This is a genomic window from Nocardia violaceofusca NBRC 14427 (genome assembly GCF_963869435.1).
In the GTDB taxonomy this organism is placed as follows: domain Bacteria; phylum Actinomycetota; class Actinomycetes; order Mycobacteriales; family Mycobacteriaceae; genus Nocardia; species Nocardia aobensis.
The window spans coordinates 347,364-372,707 of the sequence record NZ_CAWMPM010000012.1 but is presented as its reverse complement, the minus strand read 5'-3'; the positions used below and the strand labels follow the sequence as shown (position 1 = coordinate 372,707).

The window sequence follows — 25,344 nt, the reverse complement described above, 5'->3', positions numbered from 1 at the left end:
GAGCGGGGATCCACGTCTGCGTCCGGGCGCGCGCCCCGGTACGGTATTCGCCCATGGAGCGTGTCGAGGTGGGGTTCGGTTCGGGAAGCGAACAGTGTGCAGCGTGGCTCTATCTTCCGGACGGCCCGCCCAAACCGCGTCCACTGGTCATCATGGGCCACGGGCTGGGCGCGAACCGGGAAATGGGTCTGGATCGCTACGCACGCCGGTTCGCCGCGGCCGGAATGGGCGTGCTGGTCTTCGATTACCGGCATTTCGGCGCCAGCGGTGGTGAACCGCGCCAGCTGATCAACATCGCGCGCCAGCGCGACGACTGGCGCGCCGCGATCGCCTTCGCCCGCACCCTCAAGGGTTTCGACGCGACCCGAATCGCGTTGTGGGGCAGTTCCTTCGGCGGCGGACACGTCCTGTCCATCGCGCACGAGGACGACTATCTGGCCGCGGTCGTGGCGCAGTGCCCGTTCACCAGCGGCTGGTCCTCGGCGATGGCGAAGGGGCCGATCAGCCTCGCCAAGACCGGCACCCTCGCGTTCGTCGACCTTCTCGTGGGCCCGATCCGCCGCAAACCGGTGGGCGTGCGACTGGCCGGGCGCAAGCGTTCGGCGGCGTTGATGAGCGCCTCCGACGTGCCCGAGGGCTTCGGCCGCCTCGCCGAGGAGAGCGCGCAGTACCAGCCGAAAGTGGCTGCTCGCGTGGGTATGTCGGTGATGTTCGATTCACCGTGGCGGCGCACCAAGGCCATCAAGGTGCCGGTGTTCTACGCGGTGTGCGACAACGATTCGGTCGCGCCGGTGGGTCCGACGCTCAAGGCCGCCGAGCGCACCAAACACGGCATCGTGAAGCGATACCCCATCGGGCACTTCGACATCTACTTCGACGACTGGTTCGAGAAGGCCGTCTACGACCAGACCGAATTCCTGGTGTCGGTGCTACGCCCCTGAACCCGGTGTCCCCGAACAGTGTTCAGAGGTACGAGGTGTCGTTGACCAGCCGTACCGACGATCCGCCGTCGGGATAGAACTCGGCGATCGACAGCGACGCCAGATCCAGATGCAGCCGGTACAGCAGTGACGGGCCGACTTCCAACGCCAACTGCAGCAGCGTCTTGATCGGCGTCACGTGGCTGACCACGACGACGTTCTGCCCCGGATACAGCGCCAGCAGATCGCGGCGCGCGCCCTCGACGCGTTCGCGCACCTGGGTGAAGCTCTCTCCGCCGGGAGCGGGCAGCGACGGATCACCGAGCCAGCGCCGATGCAGTTCCGGATCTCGTTGCGCCGCCTCGGTGAACGTGAGACCTTCCCATTCGCCGAAGTCGGTTTCGGTCAGCGCGTCCAGGACCCGCACCGGCACGTCGAGCGCTTGGGCCGCGGCCTGCGCGGTCTCCCGTGCCCGGCCCAGCGGCGAGCTCACGACCGCGGCGATATCGCCTTTGGCGGCAAGGTATTTCGCGGCACGGGCGGCCTGTTCACGACCGAGCGCGGTGAGTTCCGGATTGCCGCGACCGGAATACCTTCGCTCCACGGACAATTCGGTCTGGCCGTGACGCAGCAGCAACAGCCGGGTCGGCCGCCCGCGGGCGCCGGTCCAGCCCGGGCCGGATGCCGGGGCCGTCTCCTGCACGACCGGATCCTCGTGCGCGGCGCGGGCATCGGCCGCTTCGTCGATCCAACTGGGCAGCTCGGCTTCGACGCCGCGTGCCGCATCCTGGGCGGCCGATTCCGGTTCGGCCACGCTGTCGATCACGGGCCGTTCGGTATCCGCCTCGCGCACCTCCGCGACCACCACCGCATCGTCCATGGCCTCGTTGGCGAGCCGATCGGCGTGCGAATTCTGCTCGCGCGGAATCCATTGGAAATTCACCCGATCGAAGCCGGCGACCAGCTGCCGGGCTCGCTCGGCGAGCGGAATCATGGCCGCGTGCTTGACCTTCCAGCGTCCCGACATCTGCTCGACGACGAGTTTGGAATCCATCCGAACCTCGACGCTGCGGGCGCCCAGTTCGGCGGCGGCGGCCAAACCCGCGATGAGACCGCGGTATTCGGCGACATTGTTCGTGGTGACGCCCAGATATTCGCGACGTTCGGCGAGGATCGTGGCGCGATCGGAATCCCAGATCACCGCGCCGTAGCCGGCCGGGCCGGGATTACCTCGCGAGCCGCCGTCGGCCTCGACGATCACCGTACGTACCGTCATCGCCGGCCCGTCACAATCCGGACTGCTTGGTGCGCACCATGATCGCACCGCATTCGGGACAGCGGACCACGACCTGCGGATCGGTTTTGGCGATCCGGGCGATCTCGCCGCGGTCGAGTTCGATCCGGCAGGCGCCGCACCGGCGGGCCTGCAGCAGCGCCGCGCCGACGCCGTGCTGGGCGCGCTGCTTGTCGTAGATCGCGAGCAGTTCGTCCGGGAATCCGGCGACGAGCTGTGCGCGGTCGGCGTCGCAGCGCTGCGCGGCCACATCCAGGTCGGCGACCGCGTCGTCGCGACGGCTCTGCGCGAGGGTCAGATCCTCCTCGGCGCGCGAGAGGTTGGCGCCGGCGTGCTGGTGATCGGCCTCGGCGGCCTCGCGACGCTCCATCACCTCGAGCAGTTCGTCCTCGAGGACCCCGCGCCGGCGTTCCAGGCTGCCGAGTTCGTGCTGCAATTCCGAGAGCTGCTTCGCGCCGACGTTGCCGCCCTCGAGCATGCCGCGGTCGCGCGCCTCGCGTTTGCGCACGGCGTCGATCTCGCCCTCGAGTTTACGAATGTCGCGGTCGAGATCGTCGAGCTGGATCTCGACCTTGACCGCCGCATCCTTGCGGTCGGTGCGTTCGGCTTCCAGCCGCTGCACTTCCTGCTGTTCGGGCAGCACCTTGCGGCGATGCGCGATCCGCGTCAACTCGGCGTCGACGGCCGCGAGGTCGAGCAGTTTGGCCTGGATCGGTGGTTCGACATTCAACGCGGGACGTACTCCTCGACACTATGGACGGTTGCGGAGCGACGGGCAGCGGGTGCGCGACGCCGGTGCTCAACCGTACTCTGCCCGCGGCCGGTTTCGCCCCAACCCCGCATCGGCCGCCCGCGACCACCGGATACGCGGCCGAACGCGGGCCGCCGGGGCGCCGGTTCGTGGGCCACCGACAACTCGGATGCGGTGCCGCCGCCACTGTGACACTCTGACCGGATGCCCGAACATCGTTATCGCGTGGACGTGGTGTGGACCGGTGCCACCACCGATTACCGCTCGTATTCCCGCAATCACGAGGTGCTCGCCGAGGGGCGGCCGCCGCTGCAGGGGTCGGCGGACCCGGTCGTCGGCCGGGGCGACGCGACCCGCTGGAACCCCGAGCAACTCCTGGTCGCCTCGCTCTCTGAATGCCACATGCTGTGGTACCTGCATCTGTGCGTCGAGGCCGGAATCGTGGTGATCGACTATCTCGACGAGGCCGAAGGCGTGATGAACGACCAGCGCTTCGAACACGTCACCCTGCGACCGCGCGTCACCATCACCGACGCCGCCCGGGCCGAGCAGGCTCACGCACTCCACGCGGAGGCCCACAAGCGCTGCTTCATCGCCAACTCGGTCAATTTCCCGGTCGACCACGAGCCCGACATTCGCACCGAGTGAGATCGCGCCGGTCCACGGTCGCGGGGGAACGCCTGGGCCGGCCCGCCGCCGCTCGCCCCGTACCGCATGGGAGTGACACAGTCGGCCGGCTCGGCACCGAACTCACCGCCCCTGGATGACCACCGCTGACGTCAGTCGTCGGCGGCGCCGAGAGTCCACGGATCGGTACGGAGGGTGCTGACCCGGGTTTCCACTCCCGGAAAAGCTTCCCGCACAACGCCTTCCGCTTGGGCGCACCAGGGGAATTCGCTGGCCCAATGAGCGACGTCGACGAGTGCGGGACCGCCCGCGCGCAGGTGTTCGTCGGCGGGATGGTGGCGCAGGTCGGCGGTGACGTAGGCGTCGACGCCCAGCTTCGCGACCGTGCCCAGGAAGGAATCGCCCGCGCCGCCGCATACCGCGACCGTGCGGATCGCACGGTCGGGATCGCCGGCCGCCCGCACACCCCAGACGGTGCCGGGCAGGGCGGCGCGCACGCGAGCGGTGAAGGCGCGCAACGGCTCCGGTTCCGGCAGGGTGCCGATGCGTCCGAGGCCCTGCGCCGAAGGCAGCGCCGCGCGCTCGGTGACGTCGAAGGCCGGTTCCTCGTATGGGTGGGCGGCACGGAGCGCGGCCAGCACCGCCGCGCGGGCCGCCGGCGGCGCCACCACCTCGACACGGTCCTCCTCGACGAATTCCAGGTCGCCGACCTGCCCGATCGCCGGATTCGCTCCCGCCATCGGCCGGAACTGCCCGGTTCCCGGCACCCGCCAACCGCATTCGCGATAGAACCCGGCGCCGCCCGCGCCCGCCTCGAACATCGCCGCCAGCACAGCGTCGGTGTGCGCGCGCGGAATGAACACCACCCAGGTGTCCACCGGCGCCACCGATTTCTGTTCCAGCGGCCCGGTCACCGTCAGCCCGAGCGTGTGGGCGAGGGCATCGGACACTCCGGGATCGGCCGAATCGGCGTTGGTGTGCGCGGTGAACAACGCACAGTCGTTGCGGATCAGCCGATGCAGCAGCGCGCCCTTCGGAGTGCTCGCGGCCACGGTGTCGACCCCGCGCAACAGGAGCGGGTGGTGCACGACCAAAGCCTGTGCGCCCCAATCGATCGCCTCGTCGACCACGGCGGCGGTGGCGTCGACCGCGAACAGCACCCGCGAGACGGAGGCCGCGGGATCACCACAGACCAGCCCCACCGAATCCCAGGACTCCGCCAGCCGAGGCGGGTACGCGCCGTCGAGAACACCGATCAAGTCCTTCAGCGTCACAACAGAATTCGTCGCTGTCACCACCGCACCTCCACCGTTTCGCCGTTCCGGTCATTATCCACGCCGATGCCGCCTGCCGGGCCGGACCGCGCCGCGAGCCACCCGGCCGCCTGGGCGCCGATCCTCACAGCCCGACGGCCTCGATCGCGGCGATCAAACGATCGACGGCGGCGTGGTCGCGGACCGCCAGGCGCAGAAATTGCGTGCCGAGCCCCGGGAAAGTGTCACCCCGTCGAACACCGATGTTCTTGTCCGCCAGATGTTTCCGTAGCAACTCGCCGTCGGGCACGCGGATCAGCAGGAAGGGACCGGCGGCCGGTTCGTGCACGTCGATACCGAGGGCGCGCAGGCGGGGAATCATCGCCTCCCGCTCGGCCACGATCCGGGCCGCACTCGCCTCGGCCTCCGCGATCGCATGCGCTTCGCAGGTCGCCGCGATCGCCTCGAGCTGCAACGTACCGAGCGGCCAATGCGCGCGACCGTGGTTCAACCGGGCCAGCAACTCGGGCGGACCCAGCAGATATCCGCACCGCAACCCGGCCAGCGCCCAGGTCTTGGTCAGGCTGCGCAAGACCAGGACATCCGGATAGGACTGTCCCGCAAGCGTTTCCGGTTCGCCGGGCACCGCATCGGCGAACGCCTCGTCGACCACCACGATGCGGCCGGGCCGCCGCAGCGATTCGATCACCGCCCGAGGATGCAGCACCGAGGTCGGATTGGTGGGATTACCGAGCACCACCAGATCGGCGTCCTCGGGGACCCGCGCCCCGGCCAGCTCGTAGGGCGGCGCCAGCACCACCCGCGCCACCGGAACATCCGCCTCCCGCAGCGCGAGTTCCGGTTCGGTGAAGGACGGATGGATGACGGCCGCCAGCCGCGACGCCAGCCGCGGCAACAGCGCGAACCCCTCCGCGGCCCCGGCGAGCAGCAACACCTCATCCGGCGCGCGCCCGTGCCGTGCCGCCACGATCGCGCGCACCGCCTCGGCCTCCGCCTCGGACGGATACCGCCCCAGTTCCGGCAATCGCGCGCCCAGCCGCCGCAGCAGCCACTCCGGTGGTGCGTCACCACGCACATTCACCGCGAAGTCGAGCATCCCCGCCCGCACATCGCGGTCCCCATGGTGGCGCAGTGCCGAACGATCGACCTCCGATCCAACCTCGTGCGACGCACTCCCGGGCCCCCGCACGCCGTCGGCGCCCACGGCGAAACCCGCACGCGTCGCATCCGCCTCGGCCGCCGGTCCGCCCGGACGCGTATCGATCGGGCGGCTCGGGCCTCGGCGCGACCGCGTGCCGGCGGTCGTGGGGGTGTCCTCGGGCACAGCCACCTACCCTACGTGGCCGCCGCCCGCACCGACCGGCCACAATGGGTGCGTGGGCGAGCTGCACGTGACCTTCATCTGCACCGGCAATATCTGCCGGTCGCCGATGGCCGAGAAGATCTTCGCCGCGCATCTGGAACGAGCCGGACTGGCCGACCGGGTGCGCGTGAGCAGCGCCGGCACCACCGCCTGGCACGTCGGCTCGGACGCCGACCCGCGCACGACCGCCCTGCTCACCCGGCACGGGTATCCGATCGGGCACGTCGCGGCCATGATCGGGCCCGATCATCTCGACGCCGATCTGCTGATCGCCCTGGATTCCAACCACGATCGGGAACTGACCCGGCTGCGGATTCCGGAGGCCCGGCGGCGACTGCTGCGCAGCTTCGACCCCGGCGCCGACGATCACGACGTCCCCGATCCCTACTACGGCGACGACACCGATTTCGAGCTCGTGCGCGAACAGATCGAGGCGGCCGTTCCGGCGCTGCTGGCCTGGGTGCGCGAACAACTCGGCGAACCCGCGACGACCGGACCTCGGCGATGAGCATCCTGCGCCGACTCACATTCCTGCTGCGGCCCAGCTGGGCGATTCTGGCGGTCGTCGTGGTCGCGTTCGCCTATCTGTGTTTCACCGTGCTCGCGCCCTGGCAGCTGGGCAAGAACACCTCGACGTCGCATCGCAACAACCTGATCGCGGCCTCGGTGAACGCCGACCCGGTTCCGGCGAAGAACCTGCTGACCACCGGCGAGGGCACACCGCCGGCCGGCACGAATCCGGCCGACACCGAATGGCGGCGGGTGATCGCCACCGGTAGCTATGTGCCGAATTCGATGGTGGTCGAGCGTTTGCAGCACCTCGACGATCAGCCCGCCTACGGGGTGCTGGCCGCGTTCCGGCTCGACGACGGCCGGGTCGTGCTGGTCGATCGCGGCCTGATCGCGGCGGTGAACGGCTCGGATCTGCCGACGATCGCGGAACCGCCGTCGGGTCCGCAGCACATCGAGGGACGGGTCCGCAGATCCGAGGGCGTCGTCCCCGGCAAGGATCCGATGGTCCGCGACGGCCTGCGCCAGGTGTACTCGGTCGATACCGCTCAGCTCTCCACCCTTATCGGCACGCCGCTGACCGGCTTCGCCACCGCCGAGCACGGCGGCTATCTGCAGTTGGACGCCGGCCAGCCCGGCGCCTTCACCCCGGAAGCACTCCCCCAGCTCGACGCGGGCCCGTATCTGTCCTACGGCCTGCAATGGATCGCATTCGGTGTCATGGCCCCGCTCGGCCTCGGCTACTTCGTCTACGCCGAACTCCGCGAACGCCGGCGCGACCGTGCCGCCGCGCAGGCGGCCACGGGCACATCGAGCGAACAGGTTCCGGCGATGAGCACAGCCGGACCGCGCGCCGAATCAGCAAGTGCCGCAACCGAAGACACGAGCACCGGTCCGGCCACCGGCCCCTCGGACCCGGCGCCGAAGGCGCGATCCGAGACCACGCCCGTATCCGGCGAACCACCGGCGAAACCACGCACCACCGCGGACCGCCTCGCCGACCGCTACGGCAACGGCCGCCGCTGACCGGCCCCAGAAGTCGACCGCCCCGCCTTTGCGCTGGCCCTATCGACCTATTTGGCTATAGATTGATATAGCTAGATATCGATGCGAGCGGAGAACCGGATGAACGCCATCCACCAGGCGTACGACGCCGTCCAGCGATCGTGGACCGGACAGCAGTGGGATGCCTGGGCGGCAACCTGCGCCCCCGACTACGAGTTCGACACCGGCACCGGCCTGCGACTGGATCTCGCGGGCACCGTGGACTGGAGCCGCGCCTGGTTCACCGCGTTCCCGGACTACGCCGAGGACATCCGGGCACTGCACCCGGCGCCGAACTCGGCGGTCGCCGAACTGATCGGCCGCGCCACCGCGGTGAACGACTTCGTCGTCGCCGGTGTGACGGTGCTCCCCGCGACCGGCCGTCGGTTCGAGATCGCCTACGCCAAAGTGCTGGTCTTCGACGCCGACGTGAAGGTCGTGCGGGACCGGCAATACCTGGACACCGCGGCACTACTCCGGCAATTCGGCCCGAGCTGACCGGCGGCGGCCGAACGCGTACGCAGCCGCCGCCACCGCGGCCGCCAGCTGCACGCCGTTCGACAATCGCACCGCTCGCCGCAGATCGGGCACCTGCGGAGCCCGCCCGCTGCCCAGCACCGGCCGCATCTCGATCCCGTGCCGGTACTCGGTCCGCCCGCCCAGCGCGACGCCCAGCGCACCGGCCATCGTGGCTTCGGCGACGCCCGCATTGGGGCTCGGGTGTGATCCGGCGTCGCGGCGCCACGCCCGCCAGGCATCGCCGGGCCGGCCGCCCACCAGCGGCGCGAGCGCGACGGTCAGCGCACCGCTCACCCGCGCGGGCAGCAGGTTCGCGAGATCGTCTACGCGCGCGGCGGCCCAGCCGAAGTTGCGGTACCGCTCGTTGCGATAGCCGACCATCGCGTCGAGGGTGTTGACCGCGCGGTAGCCCAAGATGCCGGGCATACCCGCGATCGCACCCCACACGAGCGGTGCGACGGTGGCGTCGGAGGTGTTCTCGGCGATGGATTCGACTGCGGCACGGGCCAATCCGTCGGCATCGAGCACCTCGGGATCGCGGCCGCACAGCGAGGGCAGCACCTCGCGCGCACCGCGCAACTCGCCCGCCTCCAGCCGATCCGCCATATCGCGTCCGGTCCGGGCGAGCGTGGTGCCACCGAGCGCGACCCAGGTGCCGACCGCGGTGATCACGACGGTGCCGAGACCACGGATGGTTCCCGACCGCCGGCCGGCGATTTCCACACCGGCACCCAGCGCGACGACCCCGCCCACCAAAACGATCTCGTGCACGACCCCGGCGGCACGCGTATCGCGGTACCAGGGCGATTCCAGCGCGGCCGCCGCCGACCCGAACAGCGCCACCGGATGTCCCCGCCGCGGATCACCCAATATCCGATCCGCCGCGAATCCGATCAGCAGTCCCGCGGCCCGCGCCGTTCCATATCGCACCGGGCGAGACTATCGGCCGCCTCCGGCGCCCCGATGTCACACTCGGCACAGCCGCATCGTCACCATGGGGAAGCACCCGGGCGGCGGGCCCGCGCGGCGAGACGAGGATGGCACCTGTGACGACCGGACACGACGATATCGACCAGACCGAACTGGCACGCCAATTCGAGGAGCACCGCCAGTATCTGCGCCGGGTGGCCTACAGCACGCTGGGCAGCCTCAGCGATGCCGACGACGTCGTGCAGGAGGCGTGGCTGCGGCTGCAACGCTGGTCCGAAACCCGTTCTCCCGGTGATCGAATCGACAATCTGCGGGCCTGGCTGACCACCGTCACCGGCCGCCTCGCCCTGGATCAGCTGGGTTCGGCCCGGGCCCGGCGCGAACAGTACGTCGGCGAATGGCTGCCCGAACCGGAGGTCACCAGCTGGGACGACCCCGCCGACCGCATCTCGCAGGACGAGCGCGTCACCACCGCCCTGCTGGTGGTCCTCGAATCGCTCTCGCCCGCCGAACGCACCGCCTTCGTACTGCAGGACATCTTCGGCATGACCGGTCCCGAGGTCGCCGACGTGGTCGGACGCACCCCCGCCGCCGTCCGCCAGCTCGCCTCCCGCGCCCGCAAGCATGTCGAGGACGGCACCCCGCGCTTCCCGGCGTCTCGCGACGAACACGAGCGGGTGGTCTCGGCCTTCTCGACGGCGTGGCGATCCGGCGATCTGAGCGGTCTGCTCGGTGTGCTCGACGAGAACGTCACCCTGACCGCCGACGGTGGCGGCCGCGTGCCGGCGATCCGGCAGCCGGTGCAGGGCGCCGAGCTGGTGGCCAAGCTGTACTTCGGCTGGTACCGCGCCGGAACCGGTGCGTGGGCGCGCATGGTTCAGGTCAACGGCCTGCCCGGGCTCATGGTGTTCGACGGTAACCACCTGGGAATCATGGCCTTCACCGTCGAAGAGGACCGCATCACCTCGATCGCGATCGTCCGCAATCCGGAAAAGCTGCACGATCTGCCCGAGGGCGAACCGGATTGGACGATGTGAGGCCGTGCTCGATCGTGAGCGGCTCCGGTCAGGCCCGCCACCTCGCGCCGTGACCGGCCCCGACCAGGCCGTGCGCTCGCGCCACCGCCGCGGAATAGAGCTGTCCCGCATCGGCATTGAGCCCCGCCTCGAGCCCCGGGTCGGCCCGGCAGGCCTCTCGCCAGCCGAGATCGGCGATGGTCCGCACATACGGCAGGGTGGCGTTGGTCAACGCGACGGTGGCGGTGTGCGGGACCGCGCCGGGCATGTTCGCGACACAGTAGAACAGCGAATCGGCCACGGCGAAGGTCGGTTCGGCGTGCGTGGTGGGATGCGAGCTCTGGAAACAACCACCCTGGTCGATGGCGATATCGACGAGCACGGTCCCCGGCCGCATCCGCTGCACCAGGGTGTCCGGAACCAGTTGCGGCGCACGGGCTCCCGGCACCAGCACCGAACCGATCACCAGATCCGCGGCGACGACGGCCCGCTCGATATCGGCGGCATTCGAGGCGAGCGGGGTGACGCGACCGGCGAACCGGACGTCGAGCTCCCGCAATCGCACCGGATTGTTGTCGAGCACGATCACGCGCGCGCCCATTCCGACCGCGACCGTCGCCGCACTCGTTCCGGCCACCCCGCCGCCGATCACCACCACTTCCGCCGGCCGCACCCCCGGCACACCGCCCAGCAACACGCCGGCGCCCCCCTCGGGCGCCATCAAGTGGTAGGCGCCGACCTGCGGTGCGAGTTTGCCCGCGATCTCGCTCATCGGCGTCAGCAGCGGCAGCGACCCGTCGGGGCCGCGCACGGTTTCGTAGGCGATGGCGGTGATGCCGGAGGCCAGCACGGCGTCGGTGCATTTCCGGGAGGCCGCCAGGTGCAGGAAGGTGAACAGCACCTGCCCGGTGCGCATGCGTGAATATTCGGGTGCGACCGGCTCTTTCACCTTCAACACCAGTTCCGCCTCGTCCCATACCGCGTCGGCGGTCGCGGCGATCGTCGCCCCGGCGGCCGCGTAATCGGCGTCGGTGAATCCGGACTCGAGTCCGGCGCCGGATTCGATCAGCACCCGATGACCGTGCCGGGTGAGCTCGACTGCGCCGGCCGGGGCGAGGGCGACCCGGCTCTCCTGCGGTTTGATCTCGCGCGGAACACCGATTCTCATACCGCCATCGTGGCCCCGATCCGGGCGCGGCGCCATGATCATGTCGCGGCGATTCGCCGAACCGCAACCAATCGGCAATCGATCCGCGCCCGGCCGGCCGCCATCCTCGTCACACCGTGATCGACTCGCCGAGCGGAGGGATCCGCAGCTGCTCCGCACGCCCGCCGTAGCCGAAGGTGCGCCGCAGATGATCGAGGGTCTCGGTGAAGTGTGCCCAGCCCTCGGCGTGTACCGGCACCACGACCGCCTCGCCGAGCACCGCCGACGCTGCCAGCGCGGTGCGCGCGTTGAGCGTGACGTCGCGATCCTCGAACCGGCCCACGTTCGCGGCGCCGACATTGAGCAGGGCGATGTCGATCCGGCCGAATCTCGCCACGATGCGCTCGACGTAGTCGACGGAGGCGTTGTCACCGGAGATGTACACCGTCGGCAGATCCTCGGCCTGCAATACGAACCCGGTGACCGTGCCGCTCAACGCCTCGGCTCCCTCCGGCCCGTGCAGTGCGGGTACCGCGGTGACGGTGACGGCGCCGATGCTGACCGACTCCCAGACCGTCAGTCCCCGAACACCTTCCAGTCGTCCGGCCGCTTCCGGCGTGGACAGTACGGTCTCGACGCCGGCCATGACGTCGCGCCCGGCCGGATCGAGGTTGTCGGGATGCTGATCGTGCGAGAGCAGCACCACGTCCACCGGACCCACCCGATCCGCGGCGATTGCCGGTCCGGTCAGTTTGTGCAGGGTGAGCGCGCCGGCGGAGTAGTCGCCGGGTTCGTCGAAGGTCGGATCGGTCAGCCAGACCAGCCCGCCGTAGTTCAGCCGGACGGTGGGGCCGCCGATGTGCAGGAGTTCGACCGTGGTGGAGAGCGTGTTCGTCATGAGCAACAGCCTGTACCGATCCGGCACGTTCGAACAGTGGCCCGCAGGCCACGCTTCGATAAGATCGGGCCATGCATGTGGTCGCGGTGGTCGCCTTCGACGGGATCAGCCCGTTTCATCTGTCCGTGCCCGGAATGGTGTTCGGGCGCATCGGCACCAGCGTGCAGCACAGCGCGCCGTACCAAGTGCTCACCTGCGCGGAAGTTCCCGGAACTCTCAGCACGCCCGGCGATTTCGACCTCGTCGTGCGCCACGGCCCCGAGGCGATCGACCGGGCGGAGACCGTGGTGATTCCGAGCTGGAATCCGGAACTGCCCGTGCCCGAGGTCATTTCGTCGGCCCTGTGGCGCGCGCACGACCGCGGTGCCCGCATCGTCGGACTGTGCCGCGGTTCCTGGGTCGTCGCGGCGACCGGTCTGGCCGACGATCGCGAAGTCACCACCCACTGGGGTCTGGCCACGGCCCTGGCTCGCGCGTTTCCCGCGGTGACCGTGCGCGCGGATCGGCTGTGGACCGATCTCGGCGATGTGGTCACCTCCGCGGGAGTCGCCGCGGCACTGGACTGTTGCCTGCACCTGGTGCGCGCCGACCACGGCGCCCGCGCCGCGACCGAACTCGCGCGCACGCTGGTCCTGGCGCCTTATCGCGCCGGGTCGCAGGCGCAGTACATACCGCTCGCGGTGCCCGATGCCGACGACGACGATCCGATCGAACACGCGATGGTCTGGGCGCGAACACATGTGGATCATCCGATCGATCTGGACGGCTGGGCCCGCACCGCCCTGATGTCGCGGCGCACCTTCACCCGCCGCTTCCGCGAACGCACCGGCTCCAGCCCGCAGCGCTGGCTGCTCGACCAGCGCATCGACCGCGCCCGGCTGCTGCTGGAATCCACCGACGACACGATGGACCGCATCGCCGCCGAGACCGGCCTGGGGACGGCGACGAATCTGCGCCACCATTTCCACCGCACCCTCGGGCTGCCACCGGCCGCACATCGCGCCCAGTTCCGGGCCAGCTATGTTGACCTGCATGAGGATCAAGCTGGGTGAGCACGAGCCGCAGATCGACGACACCGCGTGGGTGGCGCCGACGGCCACGGTGATCGGCCGGGTGCGGCTGGGTGAACAGGTCAGCGTCTGGTACGGCGCGGTGATCCGCGGCGATCTGGAGGACATCGAGATCGGCACCGGCACCAACATCCAGGACGGGTGCGTCCTGCACGCCGATCCGGGTTTCGCGCTGCAGGTCGGCAGCGGAGTGTCGGTGGGCCACAACGCGATCCTGCACGGTTGCACGATCGGCGACGACGTCCTCGTCGGCATGGGCGCGACCGTGCTCAACGGCGCGGTGATCGGCGAGGGCAGTCTCATCGCCGCCAATGCGCTGATTCCGGAGGGGGCGAAGATCCCACCCGGCTCCCTGGTCGCGGGTGTACCGGGCAAGGTCCGGCGCGAACTCGGCGATGCCGAACGTGATCGCATCAAGCTCAACGCCGCGGTCTATCTGCACAATATGAGCACTCACCGCGACACCGGCAGCCAGCTGTGAGACGGGCCACACTGGTCAAGCGTCCAGGTTGATCTCTTGGTAGCATCGTCGCAGCATGTTCGCGGTCCGCGGCAGTGACTCATCGCCTCGGGCGGCGTACTGCGACGTGGGTATGCAGGAGGTTAGACGGTGTCGTACGAGCAGTCCGGTATGCACCGACCCAAGGGGCGGATCAGCGTGGCCGATATCGCGGCCCAACCCGGTGGCATCGAGGCGCTACAGCGCCGGGTCCACGAATTACGTTCCAGCGGAAGCGATTTCGCCGCGAATGCGATCGAGCAGGAGATGGCCGCCTTGAATCTGCGATGAGCGCGGGCGGTCGGGGACGTCGGTGGCGGTCCGGCGCGATGAGATAATGATCGTCAGCCTTCCGCATCGACACGGTCCTTCGCCGACTCGACTGGAGACCCCATGCCCCCTGTTCCGTCCATCCTGGCCCGCATCCTCGAGAAGCCCCGCTCCGACGGTGAGCAGCTGCTCGAGAGCGCCCTGTCGGCCTTCCTGGACTTCGGGATCAAGCGCACCAGCATGGGTGAGATCGCGCGTCGCGCCGGCATCAGTCCCGCGACGCTGTATCGCCGCTTCGAATCGAAGAACGATCTGGTCGAGGCGGTGAGCGTGCGCGAGGCGCAGCGGTTCGTCGCCGATATCGAACAGCGGGTCGGCAGTATCACCGACAACGAGGATCAGCTGGTGGAGATCTTCGTCGTCTTCATCACCGCGCTGGCGCACAACGAGTTGCTGCAGCGATTACTGCGCACCGAACCGGAGCTGATCCTGCCCCGATTGACCACCGATGCCGGTCCGATCCTCGCGGTGGGACGCGCCTATCTGGGCGACAAGCTGCGCGGACTGCAGAAGGCCAACGCCGAGTTGGATTTCGATGCCGACCTCGTCGCCGAGATCATGGCACGGCTGGCGCAATCGCTGGCATTGACGCCCGACGGGCTGATCCCGCTCTCGGATGCGGAGGCCGCCCGCGCCTTCGCCCGGCGGACCTTGCTGCCGATGGTCGGCGGCCGCACCGCCTGACTGCCTCCGGGCGGGCCTACCCGGTCTCGCCCAGCCCGAACGCCGCTGCCACTCGCCGGTCGAGCAGCGCGGCATCGGGTTCGGCTCCGCCGTTCGCCAATTCACGAGCCAGATCGGTGAGCTGCTGTCCCGCAGCGGTATTCGGATCGGGCAACGGAAGCCGGGTGACGTACTGCGTGATCCAGCGCCGCCGCCCGGCGTAGAGCCGGTTTCCGCACACGGCATCGTAGAACCGCAGCCCGAGCGTCGAATTGGCCACGCCCATCAGCAAATAGGCGATCCGCTCGTCGCCGATATCGGCCAGCGACATCCAGTAGCAGTCGCCGTTCACCACCGCACCGCTGCGATCGAACGCGAACCGCGGCGCCACACTGATATCCGGGAACACCACCTTCGGCCGGCACCACAGATGCGGTCGCTGCGGCACCCAGATCTCGAACCACTCCCGGCCAGTGCCGATGAGGTAGTCCCGAGCGGCCAAGGTGTCCTTGTGCTGAGCGAGATAGGCTGCGGCACGGGGATATTCGTTCAGATCGATCGGTGTGCGGCACGTACAGGAAGCATCGTAGGGATACAGCACGCGGGTATCGTGGGCGCGTGCGATTCGCCACGGAACGAGATCGTGATGAGTCAGCAGCCCCTGGAGCAGTTCGGGCTCCGGACAGCAGGGCCGATTTTCCCACTGATCCGAGATGAATACTCGATCCGCATTCGTCTTGATTCCCACCCTGATTCGCGCGACCTCGCCGAACGTGCGCCACGTGCCGGCGGCGATTCGCGCCAACCAGGCGTCGGTATCCGGTCGCGACATGCGCCACGGAGTAGCGGGATCGAAAGTGCCCATGAGCGATCCGTCGTCGCACTTCACGTCGGCCTCGACACCCTCGGCGGGTGCCCACCAAGGCGCGTCCGCGGGCGGTTGCCCAGGCTCGACCACATCCCCGCGCCGCCGGTCGATCGACGCCACGTGCCCTGCCATCCCGGATTCAACGTCATGCTCGCGGCCGATCCAGATGCTGCGGTGCGCCGGAACACCACCGGCAGCTCGGCTCGCCCCCGCTCGGCTTGCGACCACTGGCGACTCTCCACTCGCCGTGGACTTTTCGCTCGACGGTGACCTCCCGCCGGCCGCTGCCACGGAGGGGGCCATACCGAGCTCCGGATTCCGCACTTGCCCCGCGCTGTCGTGCGCACCGGTCCACAGTGTTCCGGTCTCCACCGCGATGCGACGCCCGCCGTGTTCGACTACGGAATCGGCCGGGCCGACCAAAGCGCCGAACAGGTCGGCATCGGACGTCGGTTCACGCTCCGACTCGTAGGCCGTGACGAACCGGCAGGTCCGCTGCTCGCGCCCGCGCACAGCGATCGTCACCGCCGGCAACACCGCCGCCTCGAACAGCCGAGTATCCCCGAGGTCGTAGAGCTCCACCGGCGTCAACTCCCCATACAACAGCGCCCGCAGATTCGCTCCCGCCTTCGTGCTGAGGAATCGGTTGGCACACAGCAGGCCCAGCACTCCGCCGGGCCGCAACAGCCGTGGAATCGTCGCGACGAACGGATGGGTCAAATCGATACGTCCCGACAACCCGAACTGCTTGCTCAGCATCTGCGCGGTCACGCCGCCGAGCTGCTGAGTCCGCACATACGGTGGGTTCGTGATCACCGCGTCGAAGTGCGCATCGGTCAACTCGGTTGCGGCACAGAGGAAATCGCCCACCCGCCAATCGATGACGATACGATTCGACGGCGGCGCGACATCCGTCCCAGGCCCCGCATCGAAGCATGCACCGACCGCGTCCAGCGCCCGCGATTCGGCGGTGCCCTCCTCCGGCCATACCTGCGGCGGGCTCCTGAATCGGCTGTTCCACGACACTCCCCGGGCCCGAGCTTCGTGAACCGCCGCGGCATTCAGGTCGTACCCCACCAGATGCAAGGTTGTGTCCGGAAAGCGTTGCGCCGCAACATGTGCCAGTGCCGACAGCAACTCACCGTTCCCGCAGGCCGGGTCGAGCACCGACAATTCACTGCCCGGTCGCATATGCGCGAGCATCCGCTCCGCGAGAAACTCCGCCAACCGCGGCGGCGTGTAATGCCGCCCGTGCCGTTTCCGCGCCCCACCCCCGCCCGGCTCCCGTCCCGCCCGGCGGTCTGCTGCTGGCTGCTCCCGCCCGCCGCGCATGTCCGCATTGTGCCTGCTGCGAGCACAAATGTGGGCGAACTCGACGTATCGCGCCGCCGAAGGTCAGCCTCTACCGGCGCGAGCGATCACGGCGGCACAGACCCTGCCGTACGCCCGACCGGCCTCCATGTCGAACGGAATCGGGTCGCATTCGTTCTCGGGCCCCTGCGGGAAGTCGGTCGTCCAACGCGGCGGATCGTGATGGTCGTGTCGATGATTTCCCGGTCCGGTCGGGCGGATCAGCACTCGTACGGATCGTCCGATTCCTGATCCGCCGTGCGATCCCGGTCCGCGCGGAAGCTGCTCACATCGAGAGCCGGAGTTGCGCGGGACATCGGGGCGAAGTCGAGACGCGCAACAAACCTGCGGCGTCGCCGTAGCGATACGAGTCGTCCGAGGTCGTGCTGGGTATTCTCGGATTTAGGGCTCATGGAAACAAGATACGGCTGGACGGCACGCGGTGTTACCGAGTGTCACGGGCTCGTTCACCGGCGTTGGACGCGCTCCTCCGGTGGGCCGACCGCGCCTCGATCACGCAGGTAGGTCTCCAGGGCGTCCAGATCGGTCGGGCCGACCGTTGTGTCCGTACCCCGCGTGAACACCGCGAATCCGTCGCCGCCGGAGGCGAGGAAGTTGTTGGTGGTGACCCGGTAGGTCGCGACCGGATTCACGGGCCGGTCGCCGATGCGGACGGAGTCGGCGACCACCTTGTGCCCCAGCGCGGCCTTGTCGTCGTAGGCGTAGGAGATGCCCGCTACCGCGAGCAGGGCGGGTTTGCTCTTGTTGTCCCACTGCTGTTCCAGCAGGTCCAGGATCTGGCGGCCGGTCAGGGTGACGGTGACGACCTGATTGCCGAACGGCTGCGTCTCGTAGATGCTGCCGTAGGTGATCGGCCCGGGACCGATATCGGCGCGCACCCCGCCCGGATTCATGAACGCCGCGACCGCTCGAGCCGAATCGTGGGTGACGTCGAGCATCGCATCGGCGATCACCGCACCCAGCGGCGATTCACCGCCGCCGCGATCGCTGCGCATCAGTGGCGCCGTGGCGGTGCCCACGACCCGTTGCGCACGCGGCGCCGCCTGACCGGAGAAGAACCCGATCAGCTTGTCCACCGCCGGATCGGGAGCGACATCGCGCGTGACCACCCGGTTCACCGCGTGCGCGGACACCTTCCCGTGGTCGAACCGCAGTGTGACGTCGGTGATCAGGCGGCCGTAGGACGCGGCCTGGGTCACCACCTTGCCGTCGAATTCGCAGTTGTACGCCTGGTGGCTGTGACCGGTGAGCAGCACCCGAACGGCAGGATCCGTATGCGCCGCCAATGCCGGCACATCGGGACTGATGTCGGCGCAACCGTTGTAGTCGGTGGTCTTCGCCGGTGTTCCCTGCGCACCGCCGTCGTGCACAAGAGCGACAACGGTTTCCGCACCTGCCTGTTTCATGGCAGGCACGTACTTGTTGATCGCCTCGGCCTCCTCGCCGAAGGTGTAGCCGCGAATGCCTTCCGGGAAAACGAGATTCACCGTATCCGGCGTCACCACACCGACCACGCCGATCTTGTGGCCGCCGACCGTCAGCATCGTCCACGGCCGCACCCCGGCCGGGGCCTCACCGCGGGAGTCGGTGAGATTGGCGGCGAGGAAATCGAACCGCGCACCCGAGAACGGCTCCCCCGGCGAGCACCCGTCGAGCGCACAACCGCCCGCCCGCAACCGTCCCAGCTCGACGACCCCGTGGTCGAGCTCATGATTACCCACCGCCGACGCCGCGACCCCCACCTGATTCAGGAAGTCGATCGTCGGCTCGTCGTGGAACAGCGACGACACCAGCGGACTCGCCCCGATATTGTCCCCCGCCGACACCACCGCGCTGTCCGGGTACGCCGCCCGCAGCCGCTGCAGATGCGTGGCCAGATACGCCGCCCCACCCGCGGTGTACTCCCCCACCTGCCCATTGCTCGCCTCCGGCGGTTCCAGATGGCCGTGCAGATCGTTGAACCCGAACAGATGCACCTCACCGGGCTGGGCCGACGGGAGGTCGCCGGTGGACACCAGAGGTATCGCGCCCTGATGCGCGGTGTCGCTGCCGCCGCCGCATCCGGACAGTGCGACCAGACTCATCGCGACGACACCACCGGCCGCCAAGCGCCGCAGAACACCCATACCGTCAGACTCTGACATACCGGAACGTCCCCGAAACGACAGTTCGGTGAACTCTGCTGTCGCCCTGCACCTCCGCGGAATCGAAACGGCCGATCAGACGGCGGCGACGCCGAGGCCACCACGGGCGTATGCCGACGCTTCGGCGCGAGCTGTTGTGATGCCAATGCTGTGAGGCGGCGCTCGAAGCCGCTGCGCCGCATTCGGTCCCGGGTGCGGCGAACACGACGCCGGCAGGGCGGACCCGTCAGCCCACGGTGATCGGCAACGTCTCCCAGCCCCGCACCGTCGAGGTCGACGACAAGGTGATGTTGTCCCAGTCGACGTCCCATGTCGGGAAGCGGCGCAGCAATTCCTCCAGCGCCACGCGGCCCTCGAGCCGGGCCAGCGCCGCGCCCAGGCAGAAGTGGGTGCCGAGGCCGAAGGTACGCAGATTGCTGATCTTGCGGTGGATGTCGAACCGCTCGGGGGCTTCCCAGCGCTCCTCGTCACGGTTCGCCGACGCGATCAGCAGCATCATCGCGCTTCCGGCGGGCACGGTGGTCCCGTAGAGCTCCACATCTTTCGTGACGTAGCGGGCGATGGCGTGCCCGGTGGGCTCGAATCGCAGGGTCTCCTCGATCGCGTTCGGGATCAGGCTCGCATCGGCGACGAGTTCGGCGCGCTGTTCGGGATGACGAGCGAGCAGCGCCCCCAGCCAGCCGATCAACCTGGCGGTGGTCTCGTTGCCGGCTCCGGCGACGACGGAGACGTAGGTCAGGATCTCGTCGCGCGTCAACGTCCGCGTCACGCCCTCGGTGTCGACGAATTCGGCGCGCATCAACTCGGTCATCAGATCGTCGGACGGATTGTCGGCGCGCCAGTCGATGTATTGCGCGAACTGCTCCGCATCCGGAATCGCCTTGTCGGAGATCTGCATCCCCTGTCCGGGTTCGGTGCGTAGCGCGCTGTCGGCCTTGTCGCGCACGGTCTGCTGATCGGCCTCCGGAATGCCGAGCAGCATGCCGATCACCCGCATCGGCACCTCGTTCGCGAACGCGGTCATCAGATCGAACCGGTCTTTCCCGGCGAGCCGGTCCAGCGACCGCCGGCACAGGTCGCGGATCTGCGGCTCCAGCGACATCACCCGCCTGGGCGTGAACACTCGCTTGAGCAACGCGCGATGGATGTCGTGCGCCGGCGGATCCTCCATCAGCAACGTGCCCGGCGGAATCTCGATCCCCGCCTTGATGATCTCCAGGATCGGCCCCCGCGACGACGAGTACGTCTCCCAGTCGAGCAGCGCCGGATCGATATCCGACGCGCGGGTGAGGGCATAGAAGTCGTGCTTGTCGTTGTAGTAGAGCGGCGCTTCCGCCCGCATCCGCCGATAGATCGGGTAGGGATCCTTGGCGATCTCGCGGTCGAACGGGTCCCAGTAGACCGCGTCGGCGCCATCGGGCTTGGGAGCGTCGTCGAGTGCTGTGGCAGGGCTAGGCGTGTCAGGCATGGAAGCATTCTCTCTCAATGAGAATGAGAATTCCATAGCGGAGAATATCAATACCCCGTGATCGCCGACCGCAAGGACTCCGGCTCTGGCGGCCGGTTGGCGGCCCTTCCGAGGCAAGGCGATGCTCCGACCAGCCCGGCCACCCAGGGGCATCGTCCGGCGGAGACGCGGTGTCGTCCACCGACCAGCTGGAACGCCGAGCCGGGCGGGGATCACACGCACGCGTCGAGCGATCGACTCGAGCCGACATTCCGTCCGGTCGGAATCTGTTGTCTCATCTCACTTTTCGATCGAAAGTTCCCGCCGTAGCAGCCCACCAGCGATGACGTAGCGAAACCCCTTGCAGCGCAGTGTTATCACGCGACTTTTCGTGGAAGCCCTCGGTTAACGTTGATGTGTTACAACGCTTCTGGAGGTCGAACCGGCCATGCTGATAATCAACGGCGACATCACCAAACCGAAGACCGAACAGCAGGTCGTCGAATGGCTCGCGAACTACGTCACCCATCCCGGAATCGCTGTTTCCGGCGTCTACGTCCCGAGGCTGGACGGCGGGAGCACCGAAGCCGGTCTTCTGGTTTTCACTCCGCACGCGGTGGCTGTCATCGAGGTCGACGTGCTTCGCAAGAAGGCCCGTGGACCGCTGTCCTGTTCGATGAACGAGCGGTGGTCGGCTCCCGGCATCCACGGCGACCCGGTCCAACTCCGCGGCGACGACCTCAACCCGCTCCACCAAGTGCGCAGACCGGTCTCCGCGTTGAGAACCTTCGTCGCCGAACTGACCCGCGGCCCGGAACCGTTCGTCGACGGCCTGATCCTGCTCATGCCCAAGTCCGGCAGCACACTGACCCTCGACAAGGGCCCGATGCCCGGCGGTTTCACCGTCCTCCTCGGCGACAGCGCCTCCCAGCTGTACTCGTGGTTCGGCCGAACCGCCCAGCACCGCGACCGAACCCCGTGGACCGCCGAATTGGTCGTCACCGTACTGACGGCCCTGCGAGTCGACCGCACCCGCGACGCCGAAAGCCGCCGGCGGTTGTACGCCGACCTGGTGGGGGAAGGCTTTCCGACCGAGGTGCCAGCGGTTCGGGGGGATGGGGACACAGACCCAACTGCTTCGTCGGCCGCCCCCTCAGGCGCACCGACCGCCCAGCCGGATCCAGCAGGCCAAACCGAACCGTTTGCACAAGCGGATCCGGCAAGTTCGCACATCCCGCCTTCGCAGGACGAGTCAACCCCCGCAGCCCCGTCGTACATCTCTACCCCGTCGGGCACACCGTACGCCCAACCCGAGATGGCATACGAGGTCGAAGCGAATCCGCAAGCGGTCCCGACAGGTTCACCCATCCCGCCTGCACGGACAGATTCGATCCGCCCCTTCCCATCCGGCACCACCGCCCACACCGCGCCGATCACAACCCCGCAAGGTGACGCACCGGAGCCCAACTGGCACGAGCCTGCCCCAGAGGTCGACCCACGAACCCAGCCCCCAGCCAACCACCGCCTCCGCACCGCACTCCTGGGAATCGCCGCCTCCCTGATCCTCGTCTGCGGCATCGGCTACATGGCAGGCAATGACCACCCCCGCGCCCAAACCGGCTCTCAACCGGCACCATCCCAGGTCCGCGCACCCGAGAGGACAACGACACCGATCCCGACATCGCCCGTCACGCCCACTGAGCGGCAAGGCACCTCACCGCGTTCGACAACGCCTACCGAAGGGGCAACCTGCTATCCGTTCCAAGCAGGCTGCTGACGCATTTCAGCCGCGAGTTCAGCACCAGCGTCGCTCGTTCACCGAGAAGGCCCTGCTATAACAAATAGGTTATACCCGATGCGGTGACCTGGGAGATCAGTCTTCATCCGGAGGTGGAGTCGTGGTTCTTGGCAGTCTGCGCGGACGATCCGGAGTCTGGAGACCTCATCGAAATGGCGCTGGATTATCTGTCCGCAGAGGGGCCCGCCGCCGGAAGACCACTGGTGGACCGAGTGAAGGGCAGCCGCTTCCACAACATGAAGGAGCTCAGGCCCGCATCGACCGGTCGCTCGGAGGTGAGGATGGTGTTCGCATTGATCCGGCGAGAGAGGCGATAATCCTGGTAGCCGGCGACAAAGCCGACGATTGGCAGGGGTGGTATTACGAAGCGATCCCTCTGGCCGACAAGCGCTTCACTGAGCATCTGGAAGCGTTGAAGGAGCAGCGATGAGTTCGAAGTTCAGCACTTGGAGCGAAGTAAAGGCCAAGGCGCGCCGTGCCGATTCCCGAACCGAGCCAGAACGCGCTGCAGCACGAGATCGTGCCCGAGAACGGCACGAGGCTTATTTGCGTGGCCACCAGCTCGCCGAGATCCGAAAGTCGATCGGCCTCACGCAGACGGAAGTCGCTGAAACTTTGGGGATTTCGCAGGCGAGAGTCTCGAAGATCGAGCGAGGCGAGGTGTCCGGCATCGACACGATCCGAGCGTATGTCTCGGCTCTGGGTGGATCGGTCAACCTTGTCGTCACGCTTGGCGACCGTACCTGGAAGGTCGCCTGAGACGAGACCTCTCGCCCTGCTCAACTACTTCGCGTGGACAGCGTCTATTCGAAGCCGGGCGGCGGGGTGAATCCGCCGAACTCCTGCTCGAGCAATTCGGCGAATCGCAAGGTTGTCCGGTCTTCGAGATAGGGCCCGATGATCTGCGTGCCGAAGGGCAGCCCTTCCGGTGAGCGTCCGATCGGCGCCGCGGTGGCCGGGAGGCCGAGCAGGGTGGCGATACTCGCCCAGACCAGGTTGTAGTTGTACGGGTAGGCGGTGCCGTCGATTTCGAGCGTGCGGGTGTCCATGGCCGAATGGTCGTGGGGGAAGGCGGGTGTCGGGGTGATCGGGCACAACACCACGTCGAATTCGCCGAACAGCTGTCGCCACCTGTCGGCCAGGCCGATGCGGACGCGATCGGCCTTCATCCAGTCGCCGTGGCTGGCAACGAACGCCCGTTGGATGACCGCCTCGAGGGTGTCGGTCTCCGGCGGGATCTCGGCAACGACGGCTTGGATCGCTCGGATGGCGTCGGGCGACGCGTCGGCGCCGAATTGCGACATCAGTAGTGTGAAATAGGTTTTCGCTGTCAGCGTCAGGTCGGGCAGTAGCGCACTCTGCCGAGCGACCGAGGCACCGGCCTTCTCGAGTCCCCGCGCGAGCCGTTCGAAACCGTCGCGAATCACGGTGGAGGTCGGCACCAGCGGATGACTGTCGATGATCAGCACGCGGAACTGTGCGAGTTCCTCGCCCCGCGGCGGTGGCAACTCGAGCTTGTAAGCGACCGCTTCCACGTCGTCGGGCCCGGCCAAGAGCCGTGTCGCCAACGTCAGGTCGGCAGCGCTGCGAGTCATCGGCCCGACTACGGGAAGGTCCATCGGCGCCGCCAGCGCCGGGGTGCGCGGCGGTATATGTCCGCGACCCGGCAGCAGGGTGCGGGACGGTTTGTGTGAGTAGACGCCGCAGAAATGCGCCGGAACCCGCAAGGAGCCGCCGATATCGGAGCCGAGCGCGAGCGAGACGTACCCCGCCGCGAGCGCTGCGGCCGACCCTCCGGACGAGCCCCCGGGCGATCGGGTCAGATCCCAAGGATTGTTGGTCGTGCCGTAGATGTCGTTGTAGGACTGCCAATCACGCAGGAAGAACGGCACATTCGTTTTGCCGACGACAACCCCGCCCGCTGCCTTGACACGTGACACCAGCACCGCGTCCTCGGCCGGCTCCCAGCCCTTCGCGTCGGGAAGCCCCCACGTGGTCGGCAGACCGGCGATATTGAAGGATTCCTTCACCGCGACCGGAACGCCGAGGAGCGGCGCATCCTCGCCCCGCGCCAATGCCGCATCGGCCTGTTTCGCCGCAACGCGAGCACGCTCGAAGTCCCGCACCACAACGGCATTGACCTTCTCGTCGAACTTCTCGATCCGCGCAATGCTCAGTTCGAGCAGTTCGGCCGCCGAGATGGTCTTGGCCTGCAACGCGGCTACCTGCTCCCGCAGCGTCGCAAACTCCGGTCCGGGCATCAGTTCTCCTTGCATCTCCGGGTGCGTGGCGCCCCTATTGTTCGTCGCCGACGCGTCCGTCCGGCGGCGCGGTGACAGACGCGACTCCCCCAACCTCCGACGGACGAAATTTATTCCCACAGAAAGCAATTGCCCGCAGCACACCGACAGCGACGGTGTCCGCATAATGCGGATATGGAAGCTAGAGCACACGCCGACGCCTGGCTGGCGGCATGGAGCGCGCGCGACCTCGACGCGATCATGGCCTGCTACGCCGACAACGTCGACTTCGTCGCCTCTACCGTGACGCGCCGGTGGGGCACACCCGATGGCCGGCTACACGGCAAGTCCGAACTACGCAAGCACTTCGAACTCGGCTTGCAGCTCGCTCCCGCCCTCACATTCACCGAAGAAGCACTGCTGACCAGCCCCGGTGGTTACGCCCTGCTCTACCGCCGCGAAAACGGCAATCGAGTCCTCGATGTCGTCCAACTCGACCAGGATGGCCACGCCGCCCACGTGCGCGCGTTCTACGAAGATCAGCAGCAGTAGCCCATTCGATGCGCGGAACAATGAGGAGCGCTCGATGGACATACCCCGGCCGCTCCCGCAGCACCGCAT

General features: G+C 68.2%; 25 protein-coding genes. 14 read left to right on the top strand and 11 right to left on the bottom strand.

Going from position 1 to position 25,344, the window contains the following annotated elements:
* Positions 1 to 53 precede the first annotated feature (53 nt).
* Positions 54 to 941, top strand: a complete 888-nt coding sequence (locus tag AC5592_RS11675; protein ID WP_036499942.1) for an alpha/beta hydrolase — start codon at positions 54 to 56, stop codon at positions 939 to 941.
* Positions 942 to 963: 22 nt separating this feature from the next.
* Here AC5592_RS11675 and AC5592_RS11670 read toward each other — a convergent pair whose 3' ends face one another.
* Complete coding sequence (locus AC5592_RS11670) at positions 964 to 2,196, bottom strand: bifunctional RNase H/acid phosphatase (RefSeq protein WP_063064151.1); 1,233 nt, start codon at positions 2,194 to 2,196, stop codon at positions 964 to 966.
* 10 nt (positions 2,197 to 2,206) lie between these two features.
* On the bottom strand, positions 2,207 to 2,944 hold the full coding sequence (locus tag AC5592_RS11665) for a zinc ribbon domain-containing protein (RefSeq protein WP_036499940.1): 738 nt from the start codon (positions 2,942 to 2,944) through the stop codon (positions 2,207 to 2,209).
* A gap of 225 nt (positions 2,945 to 3,169) precedes the next feature.
* Here AC5592_RS11665 and AC5592_RS11660 point away from each other — a divergent pair, with 225 nt between their 5' ends.
* The gene (locus AC5592_RS11660) at positions 3,170 to 3,613 is read left to right on the top strand and encodes an OsmC family protein (RefSeq protein ID WP_036499936.1); all 444 of its coding nucleotides are present in this window, start codon (positions 3,170 to 3,172) and stop codon (positions 3,611 to 3,613) included.
* Between the two features lie 131 nt (positions 3,614 to 3,744).
* On the opposite strand, the gene AC5592_RS11655 is transcribed toward AC5592_RS11660, so the two are convergent.
* Positions 3,745 to 4,887: a Nif3-like dinuclear metal center hexameric protein gene (locus AC5592_RS11655; RefSeq protein ID WP_063064214.1), complete on the bottom strand. Its 1,143-nt coding sequence runs from the start codon at positions 4,885 to 4,887 to the stop codon at positions 3,745 to 3,747.
* Positions 4,888 to 4,990: 103 nt separating this feature from the next.
* Positions 4,991 to 6,055 carry an Rv2231c family histidinol phosphate aminotransferase CobC gene (gene cobC / locus AC5592_RS11650; protein ID WP_084506573.1) on the bottom strand — a complete coding sequence of 355 codons (1,065 nt, stop codon included), beginning with the start codon at positions 6,053 to 6,055 and terminating at the stop codon, positions 4,991 to 4,993.
* Positions 6,056 to 6,242: 187 nt separating this feature from the next.
* Here cobC and AC5592_RS11645 point away from each other — a divergent pair, with 187 nt between their 5' ends.
* From AC5592_RS11645 to AC5592_RS11635, 3 genes are all read left to right on the top strand, one after another.
* A complete protein-coding gene (locus AC5592_RS11645; protein ID WP_063064149.1) occupies positions 6,243 to 6,737 on the top strand; it encodes a low molecular weight protein-tyrosine-phosphatase in 495 nt (164 codons plus the stop codon).
* Between the two features lie 5 nt (positions 6,738 to 6,742).
* Entirely contained in the window at positions 6,743 to 7,765 is a 1,023-nt protein-coding gene (locus AC5592_RS11640) for an SURF1 family cytochrome oxidase biogenesis protein (RefSeq protein WP_063920289.1), read from the top strand.
* A gap of 99 nt (positions 7,766 to 7,864) precedes the next feature.
* Positions 7,865 to 8,281, top strand: a complete 417-nt coding sequence (locus AC5592_RS11635) for an ester cyclase (RefSeq protein WP_063064147.1) — start codon at positions 7,865 to 7,867, stop codon at positions 8,279 to 8,281.
* On the opposite strand, the gene AC5592_RS11630 is transcribed toward AC5592_RS11635, so the two are convergent.
* Positions 8,255 to 9,232 (bottom strand): cobalamin biosynthesis protein, encoded by a 978-nt coding sequence (locus AC5592_RS11630; protein WP_063064146.1) that lies wholly within the window; start codon positions 9,230 to 9,232, stop codon positions 8,255 to 8,257. The genes AC5592_RS11635 and AC5592_RS11630 overlap by 27 nt on opposite strands.
* A 116-nt stretch (positions 9,233 to 9,348) precedes the next feature.
* Here AC5592_RS11630 and sigJ point away from each other — a divergent pair, with 116 nt between their 5' ends.
* Positions 9,349 to 10,269 (top strand): RNA polymerase sigma factor SigJ, encoded by a 921-nt coding sequence (gene sigJ / locus AC5592_RS11625; protein WP_232329309.1) that lies wholly within the window; start codon positions 9,349 to 9,351, stop codon positions 10,267 to 10,269.
* Between the two features lie 28 nt (positions 10,270 to 10,297).
* Here the strand turns inward: sigJ and ald are convergent, their stop codons facing one another.
* A complete protein-coding gene (ald, locus tag AC5592_RS11620) occupies positions 10,298 to 11,416 on the bottom strand; it encodes an alanine dehydrogenase (protein ID WP_036499971.1) in 1,119 nt (372 codons plus the stop codon).
* 109 nt (positions 11,417 to 11,525) lie between these two features.
* Positions 11,526 to 12,293: an MBL fold metallo-hydrolase gene (locus AC5592_RS11615; RefSeq protein ID WP_036499969.1), complete on the bottom strand. Its 768-nt coding sequence runs from the start codon at positions 12,291 to 12,293 to the stop codon at positions 11,526 to 11,528.
* Between the two features lie 71 nt (positions 12,294 to 12,364).
* Here AC5592_RS11615 and AC5592_RS11610 point away from each other — a divergent pair, with 71 nt between their 5' ends.
* The 4 genes from AC5592_RS11610 to AC5592_RS11595 all read left to right on the top strand — a co-directional run bounded on the left by AC5592_RS11610 (position 12,365) and on the right by AC5592_RS11595 (position 14,876).
* Positions 12,365 to 13,345: a GlxA family transcriptional regulator gene (locus AC5592_RS11610; RefSeq protein ID WP_036499929.1), complete on the top strand. Its 981-nt coding sequence runs from the start codon at positions 12,365 to 12,367 to the stop codon at positions 13,343 to 13,345.
* A complete protein-coding gene (locus AC5592_RS11605; RefSeq protein ID WP_174372278.1) occupies positions 13,326 to 13,844 on the top strand; it encodes a gamma carbonic anhydrase family protein in 519 nt (172 codons plus the stop codon). Before AC5592_RS11610 ends, AC5592_RS11605 begins: the two co-directional genes overlap by 20 nt.
* Before the next feature lie 129 nt (positions 13,845 to 13,973).
* Positions 13,974 to 14,153 carry a hypothetical protein gene (locus AC5592_RS11600; RefSeq protein ID WP_036499925.1) on the top strand — a complete coding sequence of 60 codons (180 nt, stop codon included), beginning with the start codon at positions 13,974 to 13,976 and terminating at the stop codon, positions 14,151 to 14,153.
* A gap of 102 nt (positions 14,154 to 14,255) precedes the next feature.
* Positions 14,256 to 14,876, top strand: coding sequence for a TetR/AcrR family transcriptional regulator (locus tag AC5592_RS11595; protein WP_036499923.1), 621 nt, complete (start codon positions 14,256 to 14,258; stop codon positions 14,874 to 14,876).
* Between the two features lie 16 nt (positions 14,877 to 14,892).
* Here AC5592_RS11595 and AC5592_RS11590 read toward each other — a convergent pair whose 3' ends face one another.
* The 3 genes from AC5592_RS11590 to AC5592_RS11580 form a co-directional block, all read right to left on the bottom strand.
* The gene (locus tag AC5592_RS11590; protein WP_063064145.1) at positions 14,893 to 17,055 is read right to left on the bottom strand and encodes an Eco57I restriction-modification methylase domain-containing protein; all 2,163 of its coding nucleotides are present in this window, start codon (positions 17,053 to 17,055) and stop codon (positions 14,893 to 14,895) included.
* A 485-nt stretch (positions 17,056 to 17,540) separates the two neighbouring features.
* Positions 17,541 to 19,220, bottom strand: a complete 1,680-nt coding sequence (locus AC5592_RS11585) for a bifunctional metallophosphatase/5'-nucleotidase (protein ID WP_232329308.1) — start codon at positions 19,218 to 19,220, stop codon at positions 17,541 to 17,543.
* 244 nt (positions 19,221 to 19,464) lie between these two features.
* Entirely contained in the window at positions 19,465 to 20,706 is a 1,242-nt protein-coding gene (locus tag AC5592_RS11580; protein ID WP_084506547.1) for a cytochrome P450, read from the bottom strand.
* Between the two features lie 427 nt (positions 20,707 to 21,133).
* On the opposite strand from AC5592_RS11580, the gene AC5592_RS11575 reads away from it, so the two are divergent.
* The 3 genes from AC5592_RS11575 to AC5592_RS11565 all read left to right on the top strand — a co-directional run bounded on the left by AC5592_RS11575 (position 21,134) and on the right by AC5592_RS11565 (position 23,242).
* Positions 21,134 to 22,462 carry an NERD domain-containing protein gene (locus AC5592_RS11575; RefSeq protein WP_063064142.1) on the top strand — a complete coding sequence of 443 codons (1,329 nt, stop codon included), beginning with the start codon at positions 21,134 to 21,136 and terminating at the stop codon, positions 22,460 to 22,462.
* Between the two features lie 83 nt (positions 22,463 to 22,545).
* Positions 22,546 to 22,800 (top strand): type II toxin-antitoxin system RelE/ParE family toxin, encoded by a 255-nt coding sequence (locus AC5592_RS11570; RefSeq protein WP_232329307.1) that lies wholly within the window; start codon positions 22,546 to 22,548, stop codon positions 22,798 to 22,800.
* 109 nt (positions 22,801 to 22,909) lie between these two features.
* Complete coding sequence (locus AC5592_RS11565; protein ID WP_063064141.1) at positions 22,910 to 23,242, top strand: helix-turn-helix domain-containing protein; 333 nt, start codon at positions 22,910 to 22,912, stop codon at positions 23,240 to 23,242.
* 44 nt (positions 23,243 to 23,286) lie between these two features.
* Here the strand turns inward: AC5592_RS11565 and AC5592_RS11560 are convergent, their stop codons facing one another.
* Complete coding sequence (locus AC5592_RS11560; protein ID WP_063064210.1) at positions 23,287 to 24,744, bottom strand: amidase; 1,458 nt, start codon at positions 24,742 to 24,744, stop codon at positions 23,287 to 23,289.
* Between the two features lie 174 nt (positions 24,745 to 24,918).
* Between AC5592_RS11560 and AC5592_RS11555 the strand changes: the two genes are divergently transcribed.
* On the top strand, positions 24,919 to 25,275 hold the full coding sequence (locus AC5592_RS11555; RefSeq protein ID WP_063064140.1) for a YybH family protein: 357 nt from the start codon (positions 24,919 to 24,921) through the stop codon (positions 25,273 to 25,275).
* The last annotated feature ends 69 nt before the right edge of the window (positions 25,276 to 25,344 follow it).